This window comes from Paraburkholderia kururiensis, assembly GCF_034424375.1.
GTDB classification, from domain to species: domain Bacteria; phylum Pseudomonadota; class Gammaproteobacteria; order Burkholderiales; family Burkholderiaceae; genus Paraburkholderia; species Paraburkholderia kururiensis_A.
On record NZ_CP139965.1, the window covers coordinates 155,156 to 171,816 of the forward strand.

Consider the following 16,661-nt stretch of genomic DNA (forward strand, 5'->3'; position numbering starts at 1 on the left):
AACCACCAGAGAGGTCACCGATGTCCAACCCGATCATCAACGACACTACGCTGCGCGACGGCGAGCAGACAGCGGGTGTCGCGTTCACGGTCGACGAGAAGTGCGCGATTGCCACGGCGCTTTCGCGCGCCGGCGTGCCCGAACTCGAAATCGGCATCCCGGCGATGGGCGAAGAAGAGATTGCGTGCATCAAGGCCATCGTGGACCTGAATCTGGACGCCGGCATGATGGTCTGGGGGCGACTCACCGAAGCCGACCTTGCCGCAGCGCTACGCTGCAATCCCGACATCGTGCATCTTTCGATTCCCGTGTCGGACATCCATCTTCAGCACAAGCTGCGGCAACCGCGCAGCTGGGCGCTCACGCAGGTCACGCGCGTGATTACCGAAGCGGCGAAGAGCGGACGCAAGGTTTCGCTGGGTCTCGAAGATGCGTCGCGCGCGGACCCGGCGTTCATTGCCGACGTCGCGCGGCGTGCGCAGCAGTGCGGCGCGCAGCGCGTGCGCTTTGCCGACACGCTCGGCGTGCTGGACCCGTTCGCCACCTACGAGGCCATTGCCCGTTTGCGCGCAGCCGTGGATATCGAAATCGAAATTCATGCGCACGACGACCTGGGCCTCGCCACGGCCAATACGCTCGCCGCACTGCGCGCCGGGGCCACGCATGCGAACACGACCGTCAATGGTCTGGGCGAGCGCGCGGGCAATGCGGCGCTGGAAGAAGTCGTGATGGGCACGCGCCATCTTCTGGGGCGCGACACGGGCGTGGACACCACGTCGCTGCTCGGCATTTCGCGCCTTGTCGAACAGGCGTCGGGCCGCAACGTGTCGCTCAACAAGAGCATTGTGGGCGGCGGCGTGTTCACGCACGAATCGGGCATACACGCAGACGGCATCGCCAAGCACCCCACCACCTACGAAGGCTTCGATCCGGCCGAACTGGGCCGCGAGCGCTCCGTGGTGCTCGGCAAACATTCAGGATCGCAAAGCGTGCGGCAGGCATACGACGCGCTGGGTCTCAATATCGCTGAACAGCTCGTGCCGCTGCTGCTCACGCGCATTCGCCATTTCGCGGTTCGCTACAAGCAGGCACCGAGCACGAGCGATCTCTACCGGTTTCTCGTGGAAGCGCGCGGCACGCTGGAAGAAGTGTCTTGAGCGACGTATGGAACGCCATGAAGGAGTCACTGCGATGCAAGGCTTCATCGAACAACTGAAAACGCTCTCGTCGGCCGAAGACTTCCTGCGCTTCTTCGGCATTCCGTTCGACCAGAAAGTGGTGGACGTGAGCCGGCTGCACATTCTGAAGCGCTTTTTCCAGTACATCCGCCAGCAGGACGCGATGGCCCAGGGCAACGAAGCCGCGATGTACACGGCCTATCACAGCCTGCTCGCGAAGGCTTATGGCGACTTCGTGGTCTCCACGCCCGCCGAGCAGAAGGTGTTCAAGGTGTTCCAGGACGTGGACGGCCGCCAGCACGTTTCGATCGAGAGTCTGCGCGCCTCGATGCCCGCGCGCGACGCCGCCTGAGCGAGGAGAGCCGCCATGCATATCGTCGTCTGCATAAAACAGGTTCCGGATTCGGCGCAGATTCGCGTGCATCCGGTCACCAACACCATCATGCGGCAGGGCGTGCCCGCCATCGTGAATCCGTACGACCTCTTTTCGCTGGAAGAGGCGCTGCGTCTGAAGGACCAGTTCGGCGGCAAGGTCACGGCGCTCTGCATGGGTCCGCCGCAGGCCGAAGAGGCGCTGCGCAAATGCATCAGCTACGGCGCCGACGACGCGGTGCTCGTCACCGACCGCGCCTTCGCCGGCGCGGACACGCTCGCCACCTCGTACGCGCTCGCGGCCGGCATCCGGCAGATCGCGAAAGAGCAGGCCGTAGACGTCGTGTTCACGGGCAAGCAGACCATCGACGGCGATACGGCGCAGGTCGGCCCCGGCATCGCGAAACGCCTCGGGCTGCAATTGCTGACCTACGTATCGCGCATCGTCGACGTGAATCCGGATACCCGCACCATTCGCGTGGAACGCCGCGCAGAAGGCGGCGTGCAGGTGTTGGAAACCGCCTTGCCGTGCCTCGTGACGATGCTCGAAAACACCAACGAGCTGCGCTTCGCGACGCTGCCCGCCATGATTCACGCCGCCGGTTTTCCGGTGCGCAAGTGGAACCGCGAACAGGCCGGCATAGAAGACGTGAGCAAGATCGGCCTGAAGGGTTCGCCCACGGTGGTGAGCAAGGTGTTCGGCCCGACGCCGCGCAGCGAGAAAGCGGAAATGCTCGTGCTCGACGTGTCGAACCTGCGCGACGTCTCCATGAATCTGTTGCAGAAGATCTTCACGCGCCATCCGACGCTGGAGGCCGACCTGCTCACGAAGGAAGCGCCATGAACACGCCCGCCACCGATGCCGGAAAGCCCGCCGGCAAAGTCGCTGCAACCCCCGCCGCGCCCGCGAAGAAAGCCGCGGGACGCAACCTCGAACTGCCCGAACATCTGAAGGCGTACAAGGGCGTGTGGGTGTTCCTCGAACACGACCGCGGCCACGTGCACAGCGTGTCGTGGGAACTGCTGGGCGAGGCACGCAAGCTGGCGGATACGCTGGGCAGCAACGTGTCGGTCGCAATACTCGGCGGGCCCGACGAACCGCTCGAACGGTTCGCCGCCGAGGCGTTCGCCTATGGCGCGGACAAGGCCTACGTGATGCACGACCCTGTGTTGCTCGGCTACCGCAACGAGCCGTTCACGAAGGGCCTCACCGATCTCGTGAATCGCTACCAGCCCGAAATTCTGCTGCTGGGCGCCACGTCGATGGGCCGCGACCTCGCGGGGTCTGTAGCGACCACCCTCGCCACCGGCCTCACCGCGGACTGCACGGCGCTCAACATCGACCCCACGTCGCGCGCGCTCGCGGCCACGCGGCCCACGTTTGGCGGGTCATTGCTCTGCACGATCATGACGCTCGCCTATCGTCCGCAGATGGCAACCGTGCGCCCTCGCGTGATGGCGATGCCGCAGTCGCAGCCCGAACGCGCAGGCGAGATCGTGCAGGAAACGCTGGGCATGGTGGAAACGCAGATCGTGACGAAGCTGCTCGACTTCATTGCGGACGCGAACAGCAACAAGATCAACCTGCCGTATGCCGACGTGATCGTGAGCGGCGGCAAGGGGCTCAAGCATCCCGACAACTTCCGGCTCGTGTTCGAACTGGCGCGCGTGCTGGGCGGCGAAGTGGGCGCGACGCGGCCGTGCGTGCAGGCGGGCTGGGTGGAGGCCGACCGCCAGGTGGGCCAAACCGGCAAGACGGTGCGGCCGCGGCTCTACATCGCGGCCGGCATTTCGGGCGCCATCCAGCACCGCGTGGGGATGGAAAGCGCCGACGTGATCGTCGCCATCAATACGGACCCGAACGCGCCTATCTTCGACTTCGCGCACTACGGAATCGTGGGCAACGCATTGCAGGTGCTGCCGGCGCTGACGCAGGCCTTCGCGGAGCATCTCGCGCTGCGCGGGAAGCAGGCTGCATGAGTGGGCTGCACGAGCTGACGTCCTAAGGAGACGCCGATGAAAAAACCCTCGCAATTCGACGCCATCGTCGTGGGCGCCGGCCCTTCCGGCAACGCCGCCGCCTACGTCATGGCGAAGGCCGGCCTCAAGGTGCTGCAGATCGAGCGCGGCGAGTATCCGGGCAGCAAGAACGTGCAGGGCGCCATTCTGTACGCGAAGGCGCTCGAAGAGATCATCCCCGACTTTCGCGACGATGCGCCGCTCGAGCGGCACATCATCGAACAGCGCATGTGGATGCTCGACGACACGTCGTTCGTCGGCACCCACATGCGCAGCGACGACTACAACAAACCGCCGTACAACCGCTACACGATCATCCGCGCGCAGTTCGACAAATGGTTTTCGTCGAAGGTACGCGAGGCCGGCGCACTGCTGATCTGCGAAACGACGGTGAACCACCTCATCATGGACGGCGACCAGGTCGTGGGCGTGCAGTGCGACCGCGAACAGGGCGACGTGTATGCCGACGTGGTGATTCTCGCGGACGGCGTGAATTCCACGCTGGCGCGCAAGGCCGGCTTTCACGGCGAAATAGAAGCCCGCAACGTGGCGCTCGCCGTGAAGGAAATCCTCTTCATGCCCGAGGAGACCATTCGCCAGCGCTTCAACGTGGGCGAGGAAGAGGGTGTGGTCATCGAAATGGTGGGCCGCATTACCGACGGCATGATGGGCACGGGCTTTCTCTATACCAACAAGGAGTCGCTGACCATCGGCGTGGGCTGCATGCTGAGCGACTTCAAGCAGAACCCCAATCGCACGAGCCCTTACGTGCTGCTCGAACAGATGAAACGCCACCCGTCCATTGCGCCGCTGATCGAAGGCGGCGAAATGAAGGAGTATTGCGCGCATCTGATTCCCGAAGGCGGCTTTCACGCCGTGCCGCAGGTGTACGGCAACGGCTGGATGATCGTGGGCGACTCCGGCGGCTTCGTGAATGCCGCGCATCGCGAAGGCTCGAACCTCGCCATGACGACGGGCCGGCTGGCCGCCGAAACGGTGATTGCTGCGAAGGCTGCGGGCAACGGCTATCGCGCCGGTACGCTGAAGGCATACAAGGCCGCACTGGACGAAAGCTTCGTGATGAAAGACCTGCGCAAGTACCGCGACATGCCCGCCGTGCTGCACAACAACCCGCAGTTCTTCACGACGTGGCCCGATCTCGTGGCGCGCGCCGCACGCACCATGATCACCGTCGACGGTGTCGACAAAAGAAGCAAGGAACGCGAAGTCATGTCGAGCTTCCGCAAGAGCCGGTCGCTGACCGGGCTCGTAGGGGACGCATACAAACTCTGGAGGGCATTCCGGTGAACACCGTAACCGTCAACGTCGAGGAAAAGCTGTTCCAGAACCGCTACCGCGTAGACGCGGGGCGGCCTCACATCCGCATCAAGAACGCGGACGTGTGCACCAACGAGTGCGGGTCGAAAAGCTGCACCTTCGTGTGCCCCGCGTCGTGCTACAAGGCCGAGGGCAACGGCTCGGTCACGCTGATCACAGACGGGTGCCTCGAATGCGGCAGCTGCCGCATCCTGTGCACGGAGCACAACAACGTGGAATGGGAGTACCCGCGCGGCGGGCACGGCATCCTGTTCAAGTTCGGCTGAGGACTCTCGCAATGAGCAAACCGCAACGGCATGTTTTCGTGTGCACGCAAAACCGGCCGCCGCAGCATCCGCGTGGTTCGTGCGGCGGCGCCAAGGGTTCGGCCGCGCTTATTCAGGCGTTCTGGGCCGAGCAGCAGAGACGCAATGCTTACGAGACGGTGGCCATCACGTACTCCGGCTGCCTCGGCCCGTGCGACCAGGGCGCGAACGTGGTGGTCTATCCGGAAGGCGTGCTGTATCGCGGCGTGACGCCCGACGACGTCGGGGAGATCTTCACGTCGCATCTGGAAGGCGGCGAGCCGGTGGCGCGGCTGCTCGCACCCGAGGCGGTGTGGTGAACATCTTCACGGGCGTTGAGTCATCCGAACTATTCGGCGGCCAGGTGCCGCCGCCCGTGCAGCGTCTGATCGATAGCGCGCGCAGCGGGACGCCCGACGAGGCCGGCGCCGCGCTGTGGACGGCCGTGCTTACGTTCCCGCGTTGCCTGCCGCCGTATTACCTGCTCTACAAGTTTCACGCGAGCCGCGGCGAGATGGACGCCGCGCACGAAGTGGCGCGCAAGGCGCTCGCGGCGGCGGCGTTGCAGGCGCACCTCGCCGCGGACTGGCGCGCGGTGCAGCCCGGCGACGCCGATTTTTCGACGCCCGGGCCTGCGCGCTTCTGGCTGTTCACGCTGAAAGCGCTGGCGTTCATCAACGTACGGCGCGGCGAACGGGCCGCCGCGCTCGCGCTCGTCGTCAAACTGCGCGCGCTCGACCCGGCGGATCGTATCGGGTTCGGCGTGGTAGAGGCGTTGCTTGCGCAATCGTGACGATCGTTGGCCCGTTCGATGAAATCCCGTTGCGCTCGACGGCCACCCTCGACGCGAACCGCGCATTGAATCTTCTCAGCGCTGCTCCTTGTAATACGCATCGGCCTTGATCAATTCGCCGCGCGTCTGCGCACGTCGCTTACCCGCGCAATCAGGTCATAGCGACGCAGTTTCTCGTACAACGTGCTTTTCGCGATGCCGAGTTGATTCGCGGTTTGCGTGAGATTGCCGGCATTGCGATCCAGCGCACGGCGGATGGTCTCGGCCTCCGCCAGTTTGAGCGAATCTTCGGCGCTTCCCAGCTCCGCAGCCGCCGCCGATTTCGCGGCATAGCGGGAGAAACCGTCCGTCGCGCGAATCTCGGCCGGCAGTTTGTCCACGGTAATCACGCTGCCGCTCGCCAGCAACAGCGAGCCCTCTATCGCATTGCGCAGCTCGCGCACGTTGCCGGGCCACGGATACGCCAGCAGACGCGCATAAGCTTCGTCGTCGAACGAGCGCTGCGGCACGCCGTATGACTGGCACAGGCGCTCCAGCCAGTATGCAATGAGGGCCGGCAAATCCTCGGTGCGCTCGCGCAGACTCGGGATCGAAATGGTCGTTACGGCAATCCGGTAGAACAGGTCCATCCGGAACGTTCCGCCGGCAATCGCGTCCTTGAGGTTGCGATGGGTCGCCGCCACCAGGCGGAAATTCACCTTGCGCGGCGTGTTTTCTCCAAGCCGGTAGATTTCGTTTTCTTCAAGCACGCGCAGCAGATGCGGTTGTATGTCGACCGGCATTTCGCCGATTTCGTCGAGAAACAGCGTGCCGCCGTTGGCCGCCTCGATCTTGCCTGCCGCCCCCGATTTGCGCGCGCCCGTGAAGGCCCCCTCGGCGTAGCCGAACAGTTCGCTCGCGAGCAGATCTCTCGAAAGTCCGCCGCAGTTGAGCGCGATGAACGGCCCATCTGCTCGCTCGCTTGCCTGGTGTATGCCTTGTGCAAAAAGCTCCTTGCCCACGCCGGTTTCGCCGAGCAGCAGCACGGGAACGCGCGATCGTGCAAGCTGACGTGCCTTGTCCACGGCGTCGCGCAACACACGGCTGTCGCCCACGAGGCGCTTGAACGCGCCGGTCGAATCGGGCTGCGCATCACGTCCGCGCGGCATCTGAACCGGCCCGCGCACGACTTCGCTTCGCGGTATCACGATCATGAATCCGAGTATCGCGTCCCCTTCTCGCAAGGTTTCTACGTGCGCGTGATGCAGCCACACAGGAGCATTCGCCGAAGGCCCCGCGTCGGACAGACAGGTCAGGCCCGGCACCGTGAAGCCCGCGTCGATCTGCACGTCGAAGCCGAAGCGCCGCAGCGCCGGCACGACCTGCGCGTTCGCCTTAACGAGGCGCCCGCGTTCGTCGACAATCAATATGGCATCCGAAGCAAGTGAACCGAAGCGCGAGGCGCACCGGTCCAGCATGCGCAGGCGGCGCTCCATCGCGTCTTTCGCGATGCGGCTTTCAATGCGGCCCGCAAGCGATACGGTGAGCGCGAGGCTATAGCGATTGTAGGTATCCGCGAGCCCCGATACGTCGATCACGCCCAGTACCTGCCCGTCCAGCGGATCGCGAATGACGGTTGCCGAGCAGGTCCAACGCTTGATGCCCGCGCAGAAATGTTCGGCGCCATGAATCTGCACGGGCTGCCGCAGCGCGAGCGCGGTGCCGATCGCGTTGGTGCCGCAATTGAGCTCGGTCCAGTTGCACCCCGGCACCAGACCCACTTCACGCGCCGGGTCGATGATGCGCATGTCGCCTTCGTGCTGAAGGATCATGCCTTCGGGGTCGGCGAGCAGCATGACGGTGCCGGTCTGCGCAAGCAGTTCGCGCGTTTGCTGCATCAGCGGCAAGCTCGCGTTGACGAGCTGCGCATTCCCGGCCAGCCAATGTCTCAGTTGATTTTCGCCGATGGGCGGCGGCGCACGATCCACCGCGGGGTCGACGCGGCCCACAAGGCAGCGTTGCCAGGAATCGTCCACCACGCCGCGCACCTCGGACGAACGCCACTCGCCCCCTCCTACGAGATGCTCCCATGCGGACATGATGCTGCCGTCGTGCTCCGGACTGGAAAACCAGTCCATGGGCGTTCCTGTATGTTGCATGCGTGTCTCCTCGCCATTCGCGCATGGCGCGAATGGCCTGGCCGTATGTTTCGGCCCTTATCCGGCGGTGCGTCGCGGCAATGGCGCGACCACCACGCCTGCATCGTATGATGCGCGGCTCCGACAAGCAATGTGTACGCCAATGCATGCGCCCGCGTGGACGCATGCTTCGTTTCCACACCCGTGCCCGCGCGAGCCGTCACGGCTCCGCAAAAAGTGTAGGGAAACAGCGGAACCGTTCGAAAATCGAACGTCCGGAAAACGAACGCCCCGCTTCGCATGCGCGAGAGCGGGGCGGGTCAAACGTCGTCCGGATCAAACGTCTTATCAATCGACGCGTTCAGGCACCGGCAGCTTCAGCCATTCTGCGTAGAAACCCTCGATATCGGGCTCGAAGTCGTGAACCACCGGATACCACGGCGTGGGCGCCTCGACATCGTGCATGGCCCCACAGGTGGGACAGTAGTACTCGCGATACACCTGCCATTGGGTGTCCGGCGCCATGAGCCGCGGGTATACCTCTTCCATGGCCTCCTCGGAATCCCGCACGAAAATGCTCGCGTGCAGCTTCCAGTTCTCGCGATAGTCGCAGAACACGTGTCCGCAATCGCATTGCGTGACCCACTTCTTCGACGCCTGCTGCTGGACGATATAGAGGTGCGGGCCCAGCGGCAGAACGATGCGATCTTTCCAGCCCAGCTTGCGTTGCAGCGCGTCGAGGTACATCTCGAAGCGCTCGCCGTCCTTGGGCATGGAGAGCATGCGCAACGTCGTCTCCCAGTCGAGCGTGCCGTCGACCAGGTTCGCGATCTGTTCCTTCGTGTAAGTAGACATCTTCACTTTCTCCGTAGACAGTTTGCAGGGCAACGCCGCGCGTCACTCTTCGACCAGCACGACCGTGTTCACGTCGGGCATCTTCGAAAGATCCATGCGGAACTTCGAGCCGTAGGTGGGCACGTCGAGTTCGTCTTCGGTGAGCGTCCACGATTCGGGCAAATCCCAGAACGCGCGGAACTGCGCTTCGAACTTCGCCGAGAGACCAAAGCTCGTGGCGAACATGTGCTTCACCTGCGTCGAGGCGTGCTTGACGAGAATCCGCTCGCGCTCGCTCTTCATCCACTCGCGCGTGGACTGCGAACGCGCGAGCCGCTGGTTGCGAATCTCGATGCGCAGCAGCGCCGTCTGCTTCGCATCGACATGCCAGATGCCGTGTGCGTCTTTCGTCGCGACCGCACCGTAGACCTTCTGCGCGTACTCGGGCAACAGCACCGCGTTGTTCAGATCGCGCTCGATCGCCTCGATGCCGCGGTCGAGCGGATCGCCGAAGCCCGGGCCGCCGCGCAGGTAGTTCAGATAGAGGTCGTAGTTGTCGTAGCAGTCTTCCGTCGTCATGCACTGCTGGTCGCGCTTGATGCGTGCGCCCGCGTTCAGATGGTTCTCGTAGTCGGGCACGTCCGGATTGGTGTCGCCACCCAGCGGCAGACTCTCGCCCTGCGCAATGCGCTGGTCGAGGCCCGTGTGATGGGCCTCGAAGCGGTAGCCCGTGGCCGCCGGGTATCCGCCCATGAGGCCCCAGTCGCTGTTCATGTAGCCGTTGCCCATGAAGAACATCGTCCAGTCCTGGGCTTTCCACACCATGCGCAGCGTCTCGAAACCGCAGCCGCCGCGGTATTTCCCATAGCCGCCCGAATTGGCCTTCACGTTGCGGCCCAGGTAGAGCAGTGGCTCCGCCATTTCCCAGATCTCGATGTCCCCCATGTCGCCTTCGGGATTCCAGATCGCGGCCGCATGGTTGAGCCCGTCCTTGATCGCGCACGCGCCGGTGCCGCACGACGACGCCTCGAAACTGTTCACCGCGTGAATGTCGCCGTCCTGATTGATGCCGCCGCCTTGCAGCCAGTTCGAGGTGTTGGCGTTGCCCGCGTTGACTTCTTCGAGATAGCCGCGGCTGAAATAGGCTTGCGAAAGACCGCGCCATAACGCACTCCAGCCCGAGACCAGGAAGTGCCAGGCGTACGCGTGGCCCGTGCGGCGGTCGTCGGGATTCATCCAGGCGCCCTTCGGCAAATGGAATTCGGTGCCGAAGTACGCGCCGTCGTTGATGCGCTGCGTCGGCACGAGCGTTTGCGTCATCATCACCCAGATGCCGCTCGTGAACGCCACCTGATGCGCGTTGTACGAGTGCCAGCCCCAGCGGCTCGCGCCTTCGAAGTCGAGGCGCCAGGTGGCGTCGCGCCGGATCTCCATTTCCACCGGCGAATGCATGATGGAGTCGAGCTTCGCGAATGCCGAAGACGTCTGTACGTCGGGATGGTTGTACGGCACGTCCACGAACGCGACCTTGCGGTACTTGCCGGGCAACGTCATCGCCTTGATGCGGGTCTGCAAACCGCGGCGCCCTTCTTCGATCACCTCGTAAGCGAATTTCTCGTAGGCCTCGATACCTTCGTCTTCAATCACCTCTTCGATCAGGTCGCGAATCATGTGGCAACCTGCAATGCGCGTGCGCTCGTCGAGAATCCAGTATTTCGGCGTGCGTACGGAACGCTGGCTCTCGTGCAGCCAGTCGCGCAGCGGCGTGTCGTTCACGCCCGTCTTGCGGCACGTGATCATGTAGCCGTCGCCGAAGCGCTGCACCTGCCCCGTCGACATGGAACCCGGCGTCACCGCGCCCGTGTCGATCACGTGCGTGACGCCGCCCACCCAACCCACGAGTTTGCCGTGCGCGAAGATCGGCACGATGGTGGCGATGTCGCACGGGTGCACGTTGCCGATGGAACAGTCGTTGTTCGTGAACATGTCGCCGGGATGAATGCCGGGGTTGGCCTCCCAGTTGTTCTCGATCATGTACTTGATCGCGGCACCCATCGTGCCGACGTGGATGATGATCCCCGTGGACGTGAGCACGCAGTCGCCCGCCGCGTTGTAGAGCGTGAAGCACAGCTCGCCTTCCTGCTCGACGATGGGGCTCGCCGCGATCTTCTTCGCCGTCTCGCGCGCGTGCACGAGGCCGCCGCGCAGCTTCGAAAACATCTTCTCGTAGCGGATGGGGTCGCTCTCTCTGAGTTCGAGCCGGGCGAGGCCATTGTAGTGGCCCGTTTGCGCGGTGCGCTCCAGAATGCCGTCGCGGAATTGCTTGAGCGTCTGACCGTTCTTGAGAAGATCGGCAAAGCCGACTTCCTGGCTGGACATCATGTTCATGGTGTGTCTCCTTACCGGACTTCTCTGAGATGGAAGAGGCGATGCTTGTCGAGCGTGGTCGCGAAACCCTTCGGAACCACGAAGGTGGTGGCGTCCGATTCGATGATCGCGGGGCCCACGATCTCGTTGTCCGGCTTGAGCGCCTCCATGCGCCACACCACCGCGTCGTGCCACTGCTTGTGGCGATAGAGCTTGCGCGTGCCCACGCGCGCGGCCTGCGGCGGCGTGCGGCCGCCCGAGGCGTCCTCTGGCAGCACCGGTTTCTGCGTGAGCACCATGCCGCGCATGATCGCGCCCGTCACCGAAAAACCCAGTTCGGGAGAACGCGCCGAGCTGGCGTAGACGCGCCCATAGGTGTCTTCGAACGCGGTCACGATACGGTCCCAGTCCTGCGCGGTGGCCGCACTCGCGATAGGCGACTCGATCTCCAGGTCGTTGAGCTGGCCCATGTACTGCATGCGAAAGCCGGGCCGCAGAATCACGTCTTTCTCGCTGAAGCCGTTGATGCGGAACTCCTCGATCACCTTCGCCGTGAGTTCGGCCCACGCCTTCTGGATGGTTTGCGCGGCCTCGGCCTTGTCGGCATCGGACGCGGCCTGGGGCAGTGCAAGGTCCACGCTTTTGTCGTAGCGATATTCGAAATCCGCACACGCGCAGCCGAACGCCGAGAAGCCCGCGGCCCAGGCCGGCACGACGACGTCCTTGAACCCGAGCCCTTCCGTGTAGCCATAGGTGTGCACCGGGCCGGCCCCGCCGTACGAGAAGCAGACGAACTCGGTGGGGTTGTAGCCTTTCGCGCTGACGTTGGAGCGCAGGTACTCGCGAAGCTGCAGGTCGAGCAGTTCGATCACGCCGGCCGCGGCATCTTCGACCGTGAGGTGGAGCGGATCGGCGATCTGCGCCTTGATGTGTTCGCGTGCGCGGTCGACGTCGAGCTTGATCTGACCGCCGAGGAAATTCGCGGGGTTCAGATAGCCCAGCACGACGTGGCAGTCGGATACCGAAACCGTGGTGAGGCCACTGTCGGGCCAGCACGTGCCCACGCGATAGCCGGCGCTGTCCGGGCCCAGCTTGATGGAGCCGCTGTACGGGTCGAGCCGCACGAAGCTGCCCGCCCCCGCGCCCACCGAGTCCATCGTGACGAGCGGGAGCGAGAGAACGAGGCGCGCCATGTCCGGGTCCGAGGCAATCGCGAAGTTGCCCTTCGTAATGAGCGCCATGTCGAACGACGTGCCGCCGATGTCCGAGCACGCGATGTTGTCGTAGCCCAGCGCCTCGCCCAGCAGCTTCGATCCGATCACGCCGCCGATAGGCCCCGAAACGATCGTGCGCGCAAGCTCCTTCGCCTTCCAGCTGATCGTGCCGCCGTGCGTGGCCATCACGCGCAGGTCGAACTTCGCACCGTGCTTCTGGAAACGGTCGCTGACCTTCTTGAGCGTCTGCCGCGAAGGCTCCGCTGCGTAGGCTTCGAGCACCGTCGTGTTCATGCGGTGGCTTTCCTTGCGCTGCGGGTAGTAGTCCACGGACGCGAACACCGGCACGTCCGCACGAATCGACTTCAACTCGTCGCGCACGATGTCGCGCGCCTGCCGCTCGCTCGTCGCGTTCTTGTGCGACTGCAGGAAGCAGATCACGATCGCCTTCGCCCCCGCGGCCACCAGTTCGCGCGCGGCCTGCCGGACTTCGGCTTCGCGCAGCGGAATCACCACGTCGCCCTGCACGTCGGTGCGTTCCGTCACGCCGCGCGTGCGCGCGAGCGGCACGAGCGGTTCGTCGTAGCGATGCGTGTTCAGGTGGATGCGCTCCTCCAGCGCATAACCCAGGTAGCTCTGAATCGCGCGGCCCATCAGATGCACGTGCTCGAAGCCCTTGTTCACGAGCAGGCCCACGTCGAGCCCCTTGCGCTGCACCACGCGGTTGAGCATGGCCGTGCCGGAATACACGCACGTCACGAGTTCGGGGTAGACCTGATCGACGTCGCGCTGCCAGTGGGCCAGTGCGTCCTGCGACGAATTGAAGATGGCGAGCGACTCGTCTTCGGGATTGCTCTGCGCCTTGCCGACGACAAACCGCCCGTCCGCACGCACGAAAAAGGTATCGGTCATCGTGCCGCCGGCATCGATGCCCAACACCTGGACTTGCGAAAGCCCTTCCATGTTTTCGTCTCCAAAGATTGGTGTCATGGCGTCGCGGTGCTCACCGCGACACGACTACGCCGCATCTGCGACGCCGGGCCGCCTTGTGCAACAGGCATGCCATCGTGCGCTGCTGGGCCTGCGGAGCCGCTTACGGCAAGGCTTTGGGCGGAGATCGATCGGGTTCGACGGAAGGCGGGAATCGCCGTTGCGGAGGTCGGACGGACGGAATCCGGACAATCGTGCAGTCCTGAAATCGGTCGTTCGGTGGGCGGGGTAGACTATCGCCGTTTCCAATGCGAGCCGTTCACCATGCTGGGCGGCGCACGCTATTCACCCCGTACACCCCCGCACTTGACGAACCACATGGCGCCCCTCCCGCTGGAAGGCCGGGCCGACGACATCGCGCTGATCAATCACCTGATCGACCAGATCGACCGCCGCGGCTCGACGCTCGTTATCACGGGCGAGCCCGGCATCGGCAAATCCGCGCTGCTCGAAGTCGCCAGACATCGGGCGGCGGAACGAAGCATCGCTGTCCTGACGATGACCGGCGTGCGCGCCGAAGTTCATTTGCCGTTCGCGGCGCTCGAACTTGCGCTGCGCCCGCTCATGAAGCGCGCGGCGAGCCTCGTGCCGCGCCAGCGGTCTGCGTTGCTCACGGCGTTCGGTGTCTGCGACGACGCAGGGCCGCCGGACATCTTTCTGGTCGCGCTCGCCACGCTGACGCTGCTGACCGCCGGCAGCCAGCCGGTACTGCTCGTTGCCGACGACGCGCAATGGCTCGATCAGGAAACCTACGACGTGCTGGCCTTCATCTCGCGCAGGTTGAGTGCGGACTCCGTCGTACTGCTCGTGGCCATGCGCGACGACTTCAACCGTTCTTTCGGGGACGCGTCCACCCTGCGGATGCGGCTTTCCGGGCTGGGCCATGCCGATGCCGAACGCCTGCTGGACAGCCACGCCCCGAACCTGCCCGCCGACCTGCGCAGCCGTTTTCTCGAGGAGGCGTCGGGCAATCCGCTGGCGCTGCTGGAACTGCCGCGCGGCGAGCGCGCCGCGCAGGCTTCGGACACGCCGTGGCTTCCGCTGACAGAGCGCCTCGAGCTTGCCTTTTCGAGCCGCCTGTCCGACCTTCCGGTCGCGACTCGAACGCTGCTGTTCGTGGCCGCTGAAAACGACGGCACGTCGCTGCATGAAATTCTCTCGGCCGGCGAAGCGGTGCTGGGCCAACGGTCCGGCCTCGACGCCCTGTCGCCCGCCATCGCGGCCGGGCTGATCCAGATCGACGGAACGGAGGTGCGCTTTCGGCATCCGCTCGTTCGGTCCGCCATGCATCAGGCCGCAGACCCGGCCACGCGCCAGAAGATTCACGCGGCGCTCGCGGCCATCATTCAGGACCAGCTGGACCGCCGGCTGTGGCATCGCGCGGCGGCCACCCTCGGCACCGACGACGCACTCGCCGACGACTACGACCGCATGGCGGCGCGCGCCCTGCGTCGCGGCGCCGTCGCCATGGCCATCGAGGTGCTGGAAAACGCGGCGCGTTTGAGCAGCACGGCAAGCGCGCGGACCGACCGGCTCTTGCGCGCAGCCGAACTGGCGGCCGACCTGGGCCAGCCTGAACTGCTGGAGCGTCTGCTGCGCCAGGCCGACGTGGACGCCTGCGATCAGCTTGCGTCGGCGCGGGTGGGCTGGTGCCGCGAGGTCATCCAGCCGCCCGCCCTCAGCGACCCCGCGAAGATTCCAGCCCTGATCGACTTTGCGGCTCAGGCCGAAGCCGCCGGTGCGAAAGATCTGGCGGGCAATCTCGTGTGGCGCGCGGCGCAGCGCTACTGGTGGAGCAGCGCCGGCGAAGCATTGGGCGCGCGGGTTCTGGCGGCGGCAAACCGCCTCGAACTGCCGCCCACCGACCCGCGCCTGATCGCCATCTGTGCCTACGTCGAGCCGCTTCGCCTCGGCGGCGCCTTGCACGCCACGCTGCGGCAACTTTCGGAAACACGCCACGGCGACCCTGCCGTCGCGCGCATTCTGGGCAGCACGGCCGACGTCATCGGCGCCTTCGACCTGGGCGTCGGCTTTCTCTCGGAGTCGAGCGCCGCGCTACGGGAACAGGGGCGGCTCAGCGACCTCGCGCGCGTGCTGTTCGCGCAGGCGTGGGCCGAGATGGAAGTCGGCCACTGGACAAGCGCCATGAGGGAAGCCGAAGAAGCGGTCCGCTTCGCCGAAGAGACGGGCGGCACGCCGTGGATCGCCGCGGCCACCATCGTCAAAGCGCGGCTGGCAGGAATGCAGGGCGACATCGAGCAGTCCGAGGCTTTCGCCGCGCAGGCCGAACGCCTCGCGCTCTCTATCGGCGCCAGCTTTTTGCTCGCCATGTTGCAGGTAGCGCGCGGCATATCGGCTATCGGCGCGGGCCGGCATTGGGAGGCATACGAACATCTGCGGCGCCTTTTTACGCCTTCGGATCCGGCCTTCAACGCCGGCCTTCAGTTTTTCGGCCTCGCGGATTTCGTGGAAGCCGGCGTCTTTTCCGGCAACGCGGACGCCGTGCGTGGCGTGATCGAAGAAGTGGAACGTGTCGCGGCGCCCACGCCCGTGCCGTGGGTGGAGACCATGCTGAATTACGCCAAGGCGCTGCTCGCGGCGCCGACCGACGCCGAGCCATTCTTCCTGCAAGGCCTTGGGCCGTGCGCAAAGAACTGGCCGTTCCTGCGCGGGCGACTGCTGCTCGCCTACGGCGAATGGCTGCGCCGGCAGCGCAGGTCGGCGAAGGCGAGAGCGCCCTTGCGGGAGGCGCGCGACATCTTCGATGCGCTCGGGGCTTCACCTTGGGGCAACCGCGCGCGCGAGGAACTGCGTGCTTCGGGCGAAACCAGCCGACGGCGCACCGAGCGCGCGTGGGAAACGCTCACGCCACAAGAGCTTCACATCGCGCAACTCGCGGCCGAAGGGCTGTCGAACAAGGAGATCGGCGTCAGGCTGTACCTCTCTCACCGCACCGTGGGCTATCACCTGCGGCAGATTTTTGCGAAGACCGGCATCACCTCGCGCGCTTCGCTGGGCGCCGTTGTCGCCAAAGTCGAGAACCCGGCCGGCTGATCGCACGCCGGTCGTCAGACTGGTCATTTGACAGAAGCGCGCGCCGGCTGCATTGAGCACACTAGGTCGCTCCCACCCCGGAGACTATGACCATGAAGCAC

13 protein-coding genes are annotated in these 16,661 nt (G+C 65.0%); 9 read left to right on the forward strand and 4 right to left on the reverse strand.

What is annotated here, in order from left to right:
- Window positions 1-20: 20 nt before the first annotated feature.
- From nifV to U0042_RS00820, 8 genes are read left to right on the forward strand one after another with little or no spacing between them, the layout of a single operon-like run.
- Complete coding sequence (gene nifV, locus U0042_RS00785) at window positions 21-1,157, forward strand: homocitrate synthase (protein WP_114812255.1); 1,137 nt, start codon at window positions 21-23, stop codon at window positions 1,155-1,157.
- Window positions 1,158-1,191: 34 nt separating this feature from the next.
- Window positions 1,192-1,530, forward strand: a complete 339-nt coding sequence (gene nifW, locus U0042_RS00790; RefSeq protein ID WP_114812257.1) for a nitrogenase stabilizing/protective protein NifW — start codon at window positions 1,192-1,194, stop codon at window positions 1,528-1,530.
- 15 nt (window positions 1,531-1,545) lie between these two features.
- The gene (locus U0042_RS00795) at window positions 1,546-2,394 is read left to right on the forward strand and encodes an electron transfer flavoprotein subunit beta/FixA family protein (protein ID WP_114812258.1); all 849 of its coding nucleotides are present in this window, start codon (window positions 1,546-1,548) and stop codon (window positions 2,392-2,394) included.
- A complete protein-coding gene (locus tag U0042_RS00800; RefSeq protein WP_114812260.1) occupies window positions 2,391-3,530 on the forward strand; it encodes an electron transfer flavoprotein subunit alpha/FixB family protein in 1,140 nt (379 codons plus the stop codon). The genes U0042_RS00795 and U0042_RS00800 overlap by 4 nt, the downstream gene beginning before the upstream one ends.
- A 36-nt stretch (window positions 3,531-3,566) precedes the next feature.
- On the forward strand, window positions 3,567-4,877 hold the full coding sequence (locus tag U0042_RS00805; RefSeq protein WP_114812262.1) for an FAD-dependent monooxygenase: 1,311 nt from the start codon (window positions 3,567-3,569) through the stop codon (window positions 4,875-4,877).
- Window positions 4,874-5,173 (forward strand): ferredoxin family protein, encoded by a 300-nt coding sequence (locus tag U0042_RS00810; RefSeq protein ID WP_114812264.1) that lies wholly within the window; start codon window positions 4,874-4,876, stop codon window positions 5,171-5,173. The genes U0042_RS00805 and U0042_RS00810 overlap by 4 nt, the downstream gene beginning before the upstream one ends.
- Window positions 5,174-5,184: 11 nt before the next feature.
- Entirely contained in the window at window positions 5,185-5,511 is a 327-nt protein-coding gene (locus tag U0042_RS00815) for a (2Fe-2S) ferredoxin domain-containing protein (protein WP_114812266.1), read from the forward strand.
- On the forward strand, window positions 5,508-5,984 hold the full coding sequence (locus U0042_RS00820) for a hypothetical protein (RefSeq protein WP_114812458.1): 477 nt from the start codon (window positions 5,508-5,510) through the stop codon (window positions 5,982-5,984). Before U0042_RS00815 ends, U0042_RS00820 begins: the two co-directional genes overlap by 4 nt.
- Before the next feature lie 110 nt (window positions 5,985-6,094).
- On the opposite strand, the gene U0042_RS00830 is transcribed toward U0042_RS00820, so the two are convergent.
- The 4 genes from U0042_RS00830 to U0042_RS00845 all read right to left on the reverse strand — a co-directional run bounded on the left by U0042_RS00830 (window position 6,095) and on the right by U0042_RS00845 (window position 13,479).
- Window positions 6,095-8,122, reverse strand: coding sequence for a sigma-54-dependent Fis family transcriptional regulator (locus tag U0042_RS00830; RefSeq protein WP_419150484.1), 2,028 nt, complete (start codon window positions 8,120-8,122; stop codon window positions 6,095-6,097).
- Window positions 8,123-8,449: 327 nt separating this feature from the next.
- Window positions 8,450-8,956 carry an acetone carboxylase subunit gamma gene (locus U0042_RS00835; RefSeq protein WP_114812269.1) on the reverse strand — a complete coding sequence of 169 codons (507 nt, stop codon included), beginning with the start codon at window positions 8,954-8,956 and terminating at the stop codon, window positions 8,450-8,452.
- 42 nt (window positions 8,957-8,998) lie between these two features.
- Window positions 8,999-11,323, reverse strand: a complete 2,325-nt coding sequence (locus U0042_RS00840) for a hydantoinase B/oxoprolinase family protein (protein ID WP_114812271.1) — start codon at window positions 11,321-11,323, stop codon at window positions 8,999-9,001.
- A gap of 11 nt (window positions 11,324-11,334) precedes the next feature.
- The gene (locus U0042_RS00845) at window positions 11,335-13,479 is read right to left on the reverse strand and encodes a hydantoinase/oxoprolinase family protein (protein WP_114812273.1); all 2,145 of its coding nucleotides are present in this window, start codon (window positions 13,477-13,479) and stop codon (window positions 11,335-11,337) included.
- Window positions 13,480-13,824: 345 nt separating this feature from the next.
- On the opposite strand from U0042_RS00845, the gene U0042_RS00850 reads away from it, so the two are divergent.
- The gene (locus U0042_RS00850) at window positions 13,825-16,560 is read left to right on the forward strand and encodes a helix-turn-helix transcriptional regulator (RefSeq protein WP_232833447.1); all 2,736 of its coding nucleotides are present in this window, start codon (window positions 13,825-13,827) and stop codon (window positions 16,558-16,560) included.
- Window positions 16,561-16,661 lie beyond the last annotated feature (101 nt).

Excerpts from the sequence above, each read along its gene's own strand:
- nifV (WP_114812255.1), top strand. The coding sequence starts at position 21 with ATGTCCAACCCGATCATCAACGACACTACGCTGCGCGACGGCGAGCAG.
- nifW (WP_114812257.1), top strand. The coding sequence starts at position 1,192 with ATGCAAGGCTTCATCGAACAACTGAAAACGCTCTCGTCGGCCGAAGAC.
- U0042_RS00795 (WP_114812258.1), top strand. The coding sequence starts at position 1,546 with ATGCATATCGTCGTCTGCATAAAACAGGTTCCGGATTCGGCGCAGATT.
- U0042_RS00800 (WP_114812260.1), top strand. The coding sequence starts at position 2,391 with ATGAACACGCCCGCCACCGATGCCGGAAAGCCCGCCGGCAAAGTCGCT.
- U0042_RS00805 (WP_114812262.1), top strand. The coding sequence starts at position 3,567 with ATGAAAAAACCCTCGCAATTCGACGCCATCGTCGTGGGCGCCGGCCCT.
- U0042_RS00815 (WP_114812266.1), top strand. The coding sequence starts at position 5,185 with ATGAGCAAACCGCAACGGCATGTTTTCGTGTGCACGCAAAACCGGCCG.
- U0042_RS00830 (WP_419150484.1), bottom strand. The coding sequence starts at position 8,122 with ATGCAACATACAGGAACGCCCATGGACTGGTTTTCCAGTCCGGAGCAC.
- U0042_RS00835 (WP_114812269.1), bottom strand. The coding sequence starts at position 8,956 with ATGTCTACTTACACGAAGGAACAGATCGCGAACCTGGTCGACGGCACG.
- U0042_RS00840 (WP_114812271.1), bottom strand. The coding sequence starts at position 11,323 with ATGAACATGATGTCCAGCCAGGAAGTCGGCTTTGCCGATCTTCTCAAG.
- U0042_RS00845 (WP_114812273.1), bottom strand. The coding sequence starts at position 13,479 with ATGGAAGGGCTTTCGCAAGTCCAGGTGTTGGGCATCGATGCCGGCGGC.
- U0042_RS00850 (WP_232833447.1), top strand. The coding sequence starts at position 13,825 with ATGGCGCCCCTCCCGCTGGAAGGCCGGGCCGACGACATCGCGCTGATC.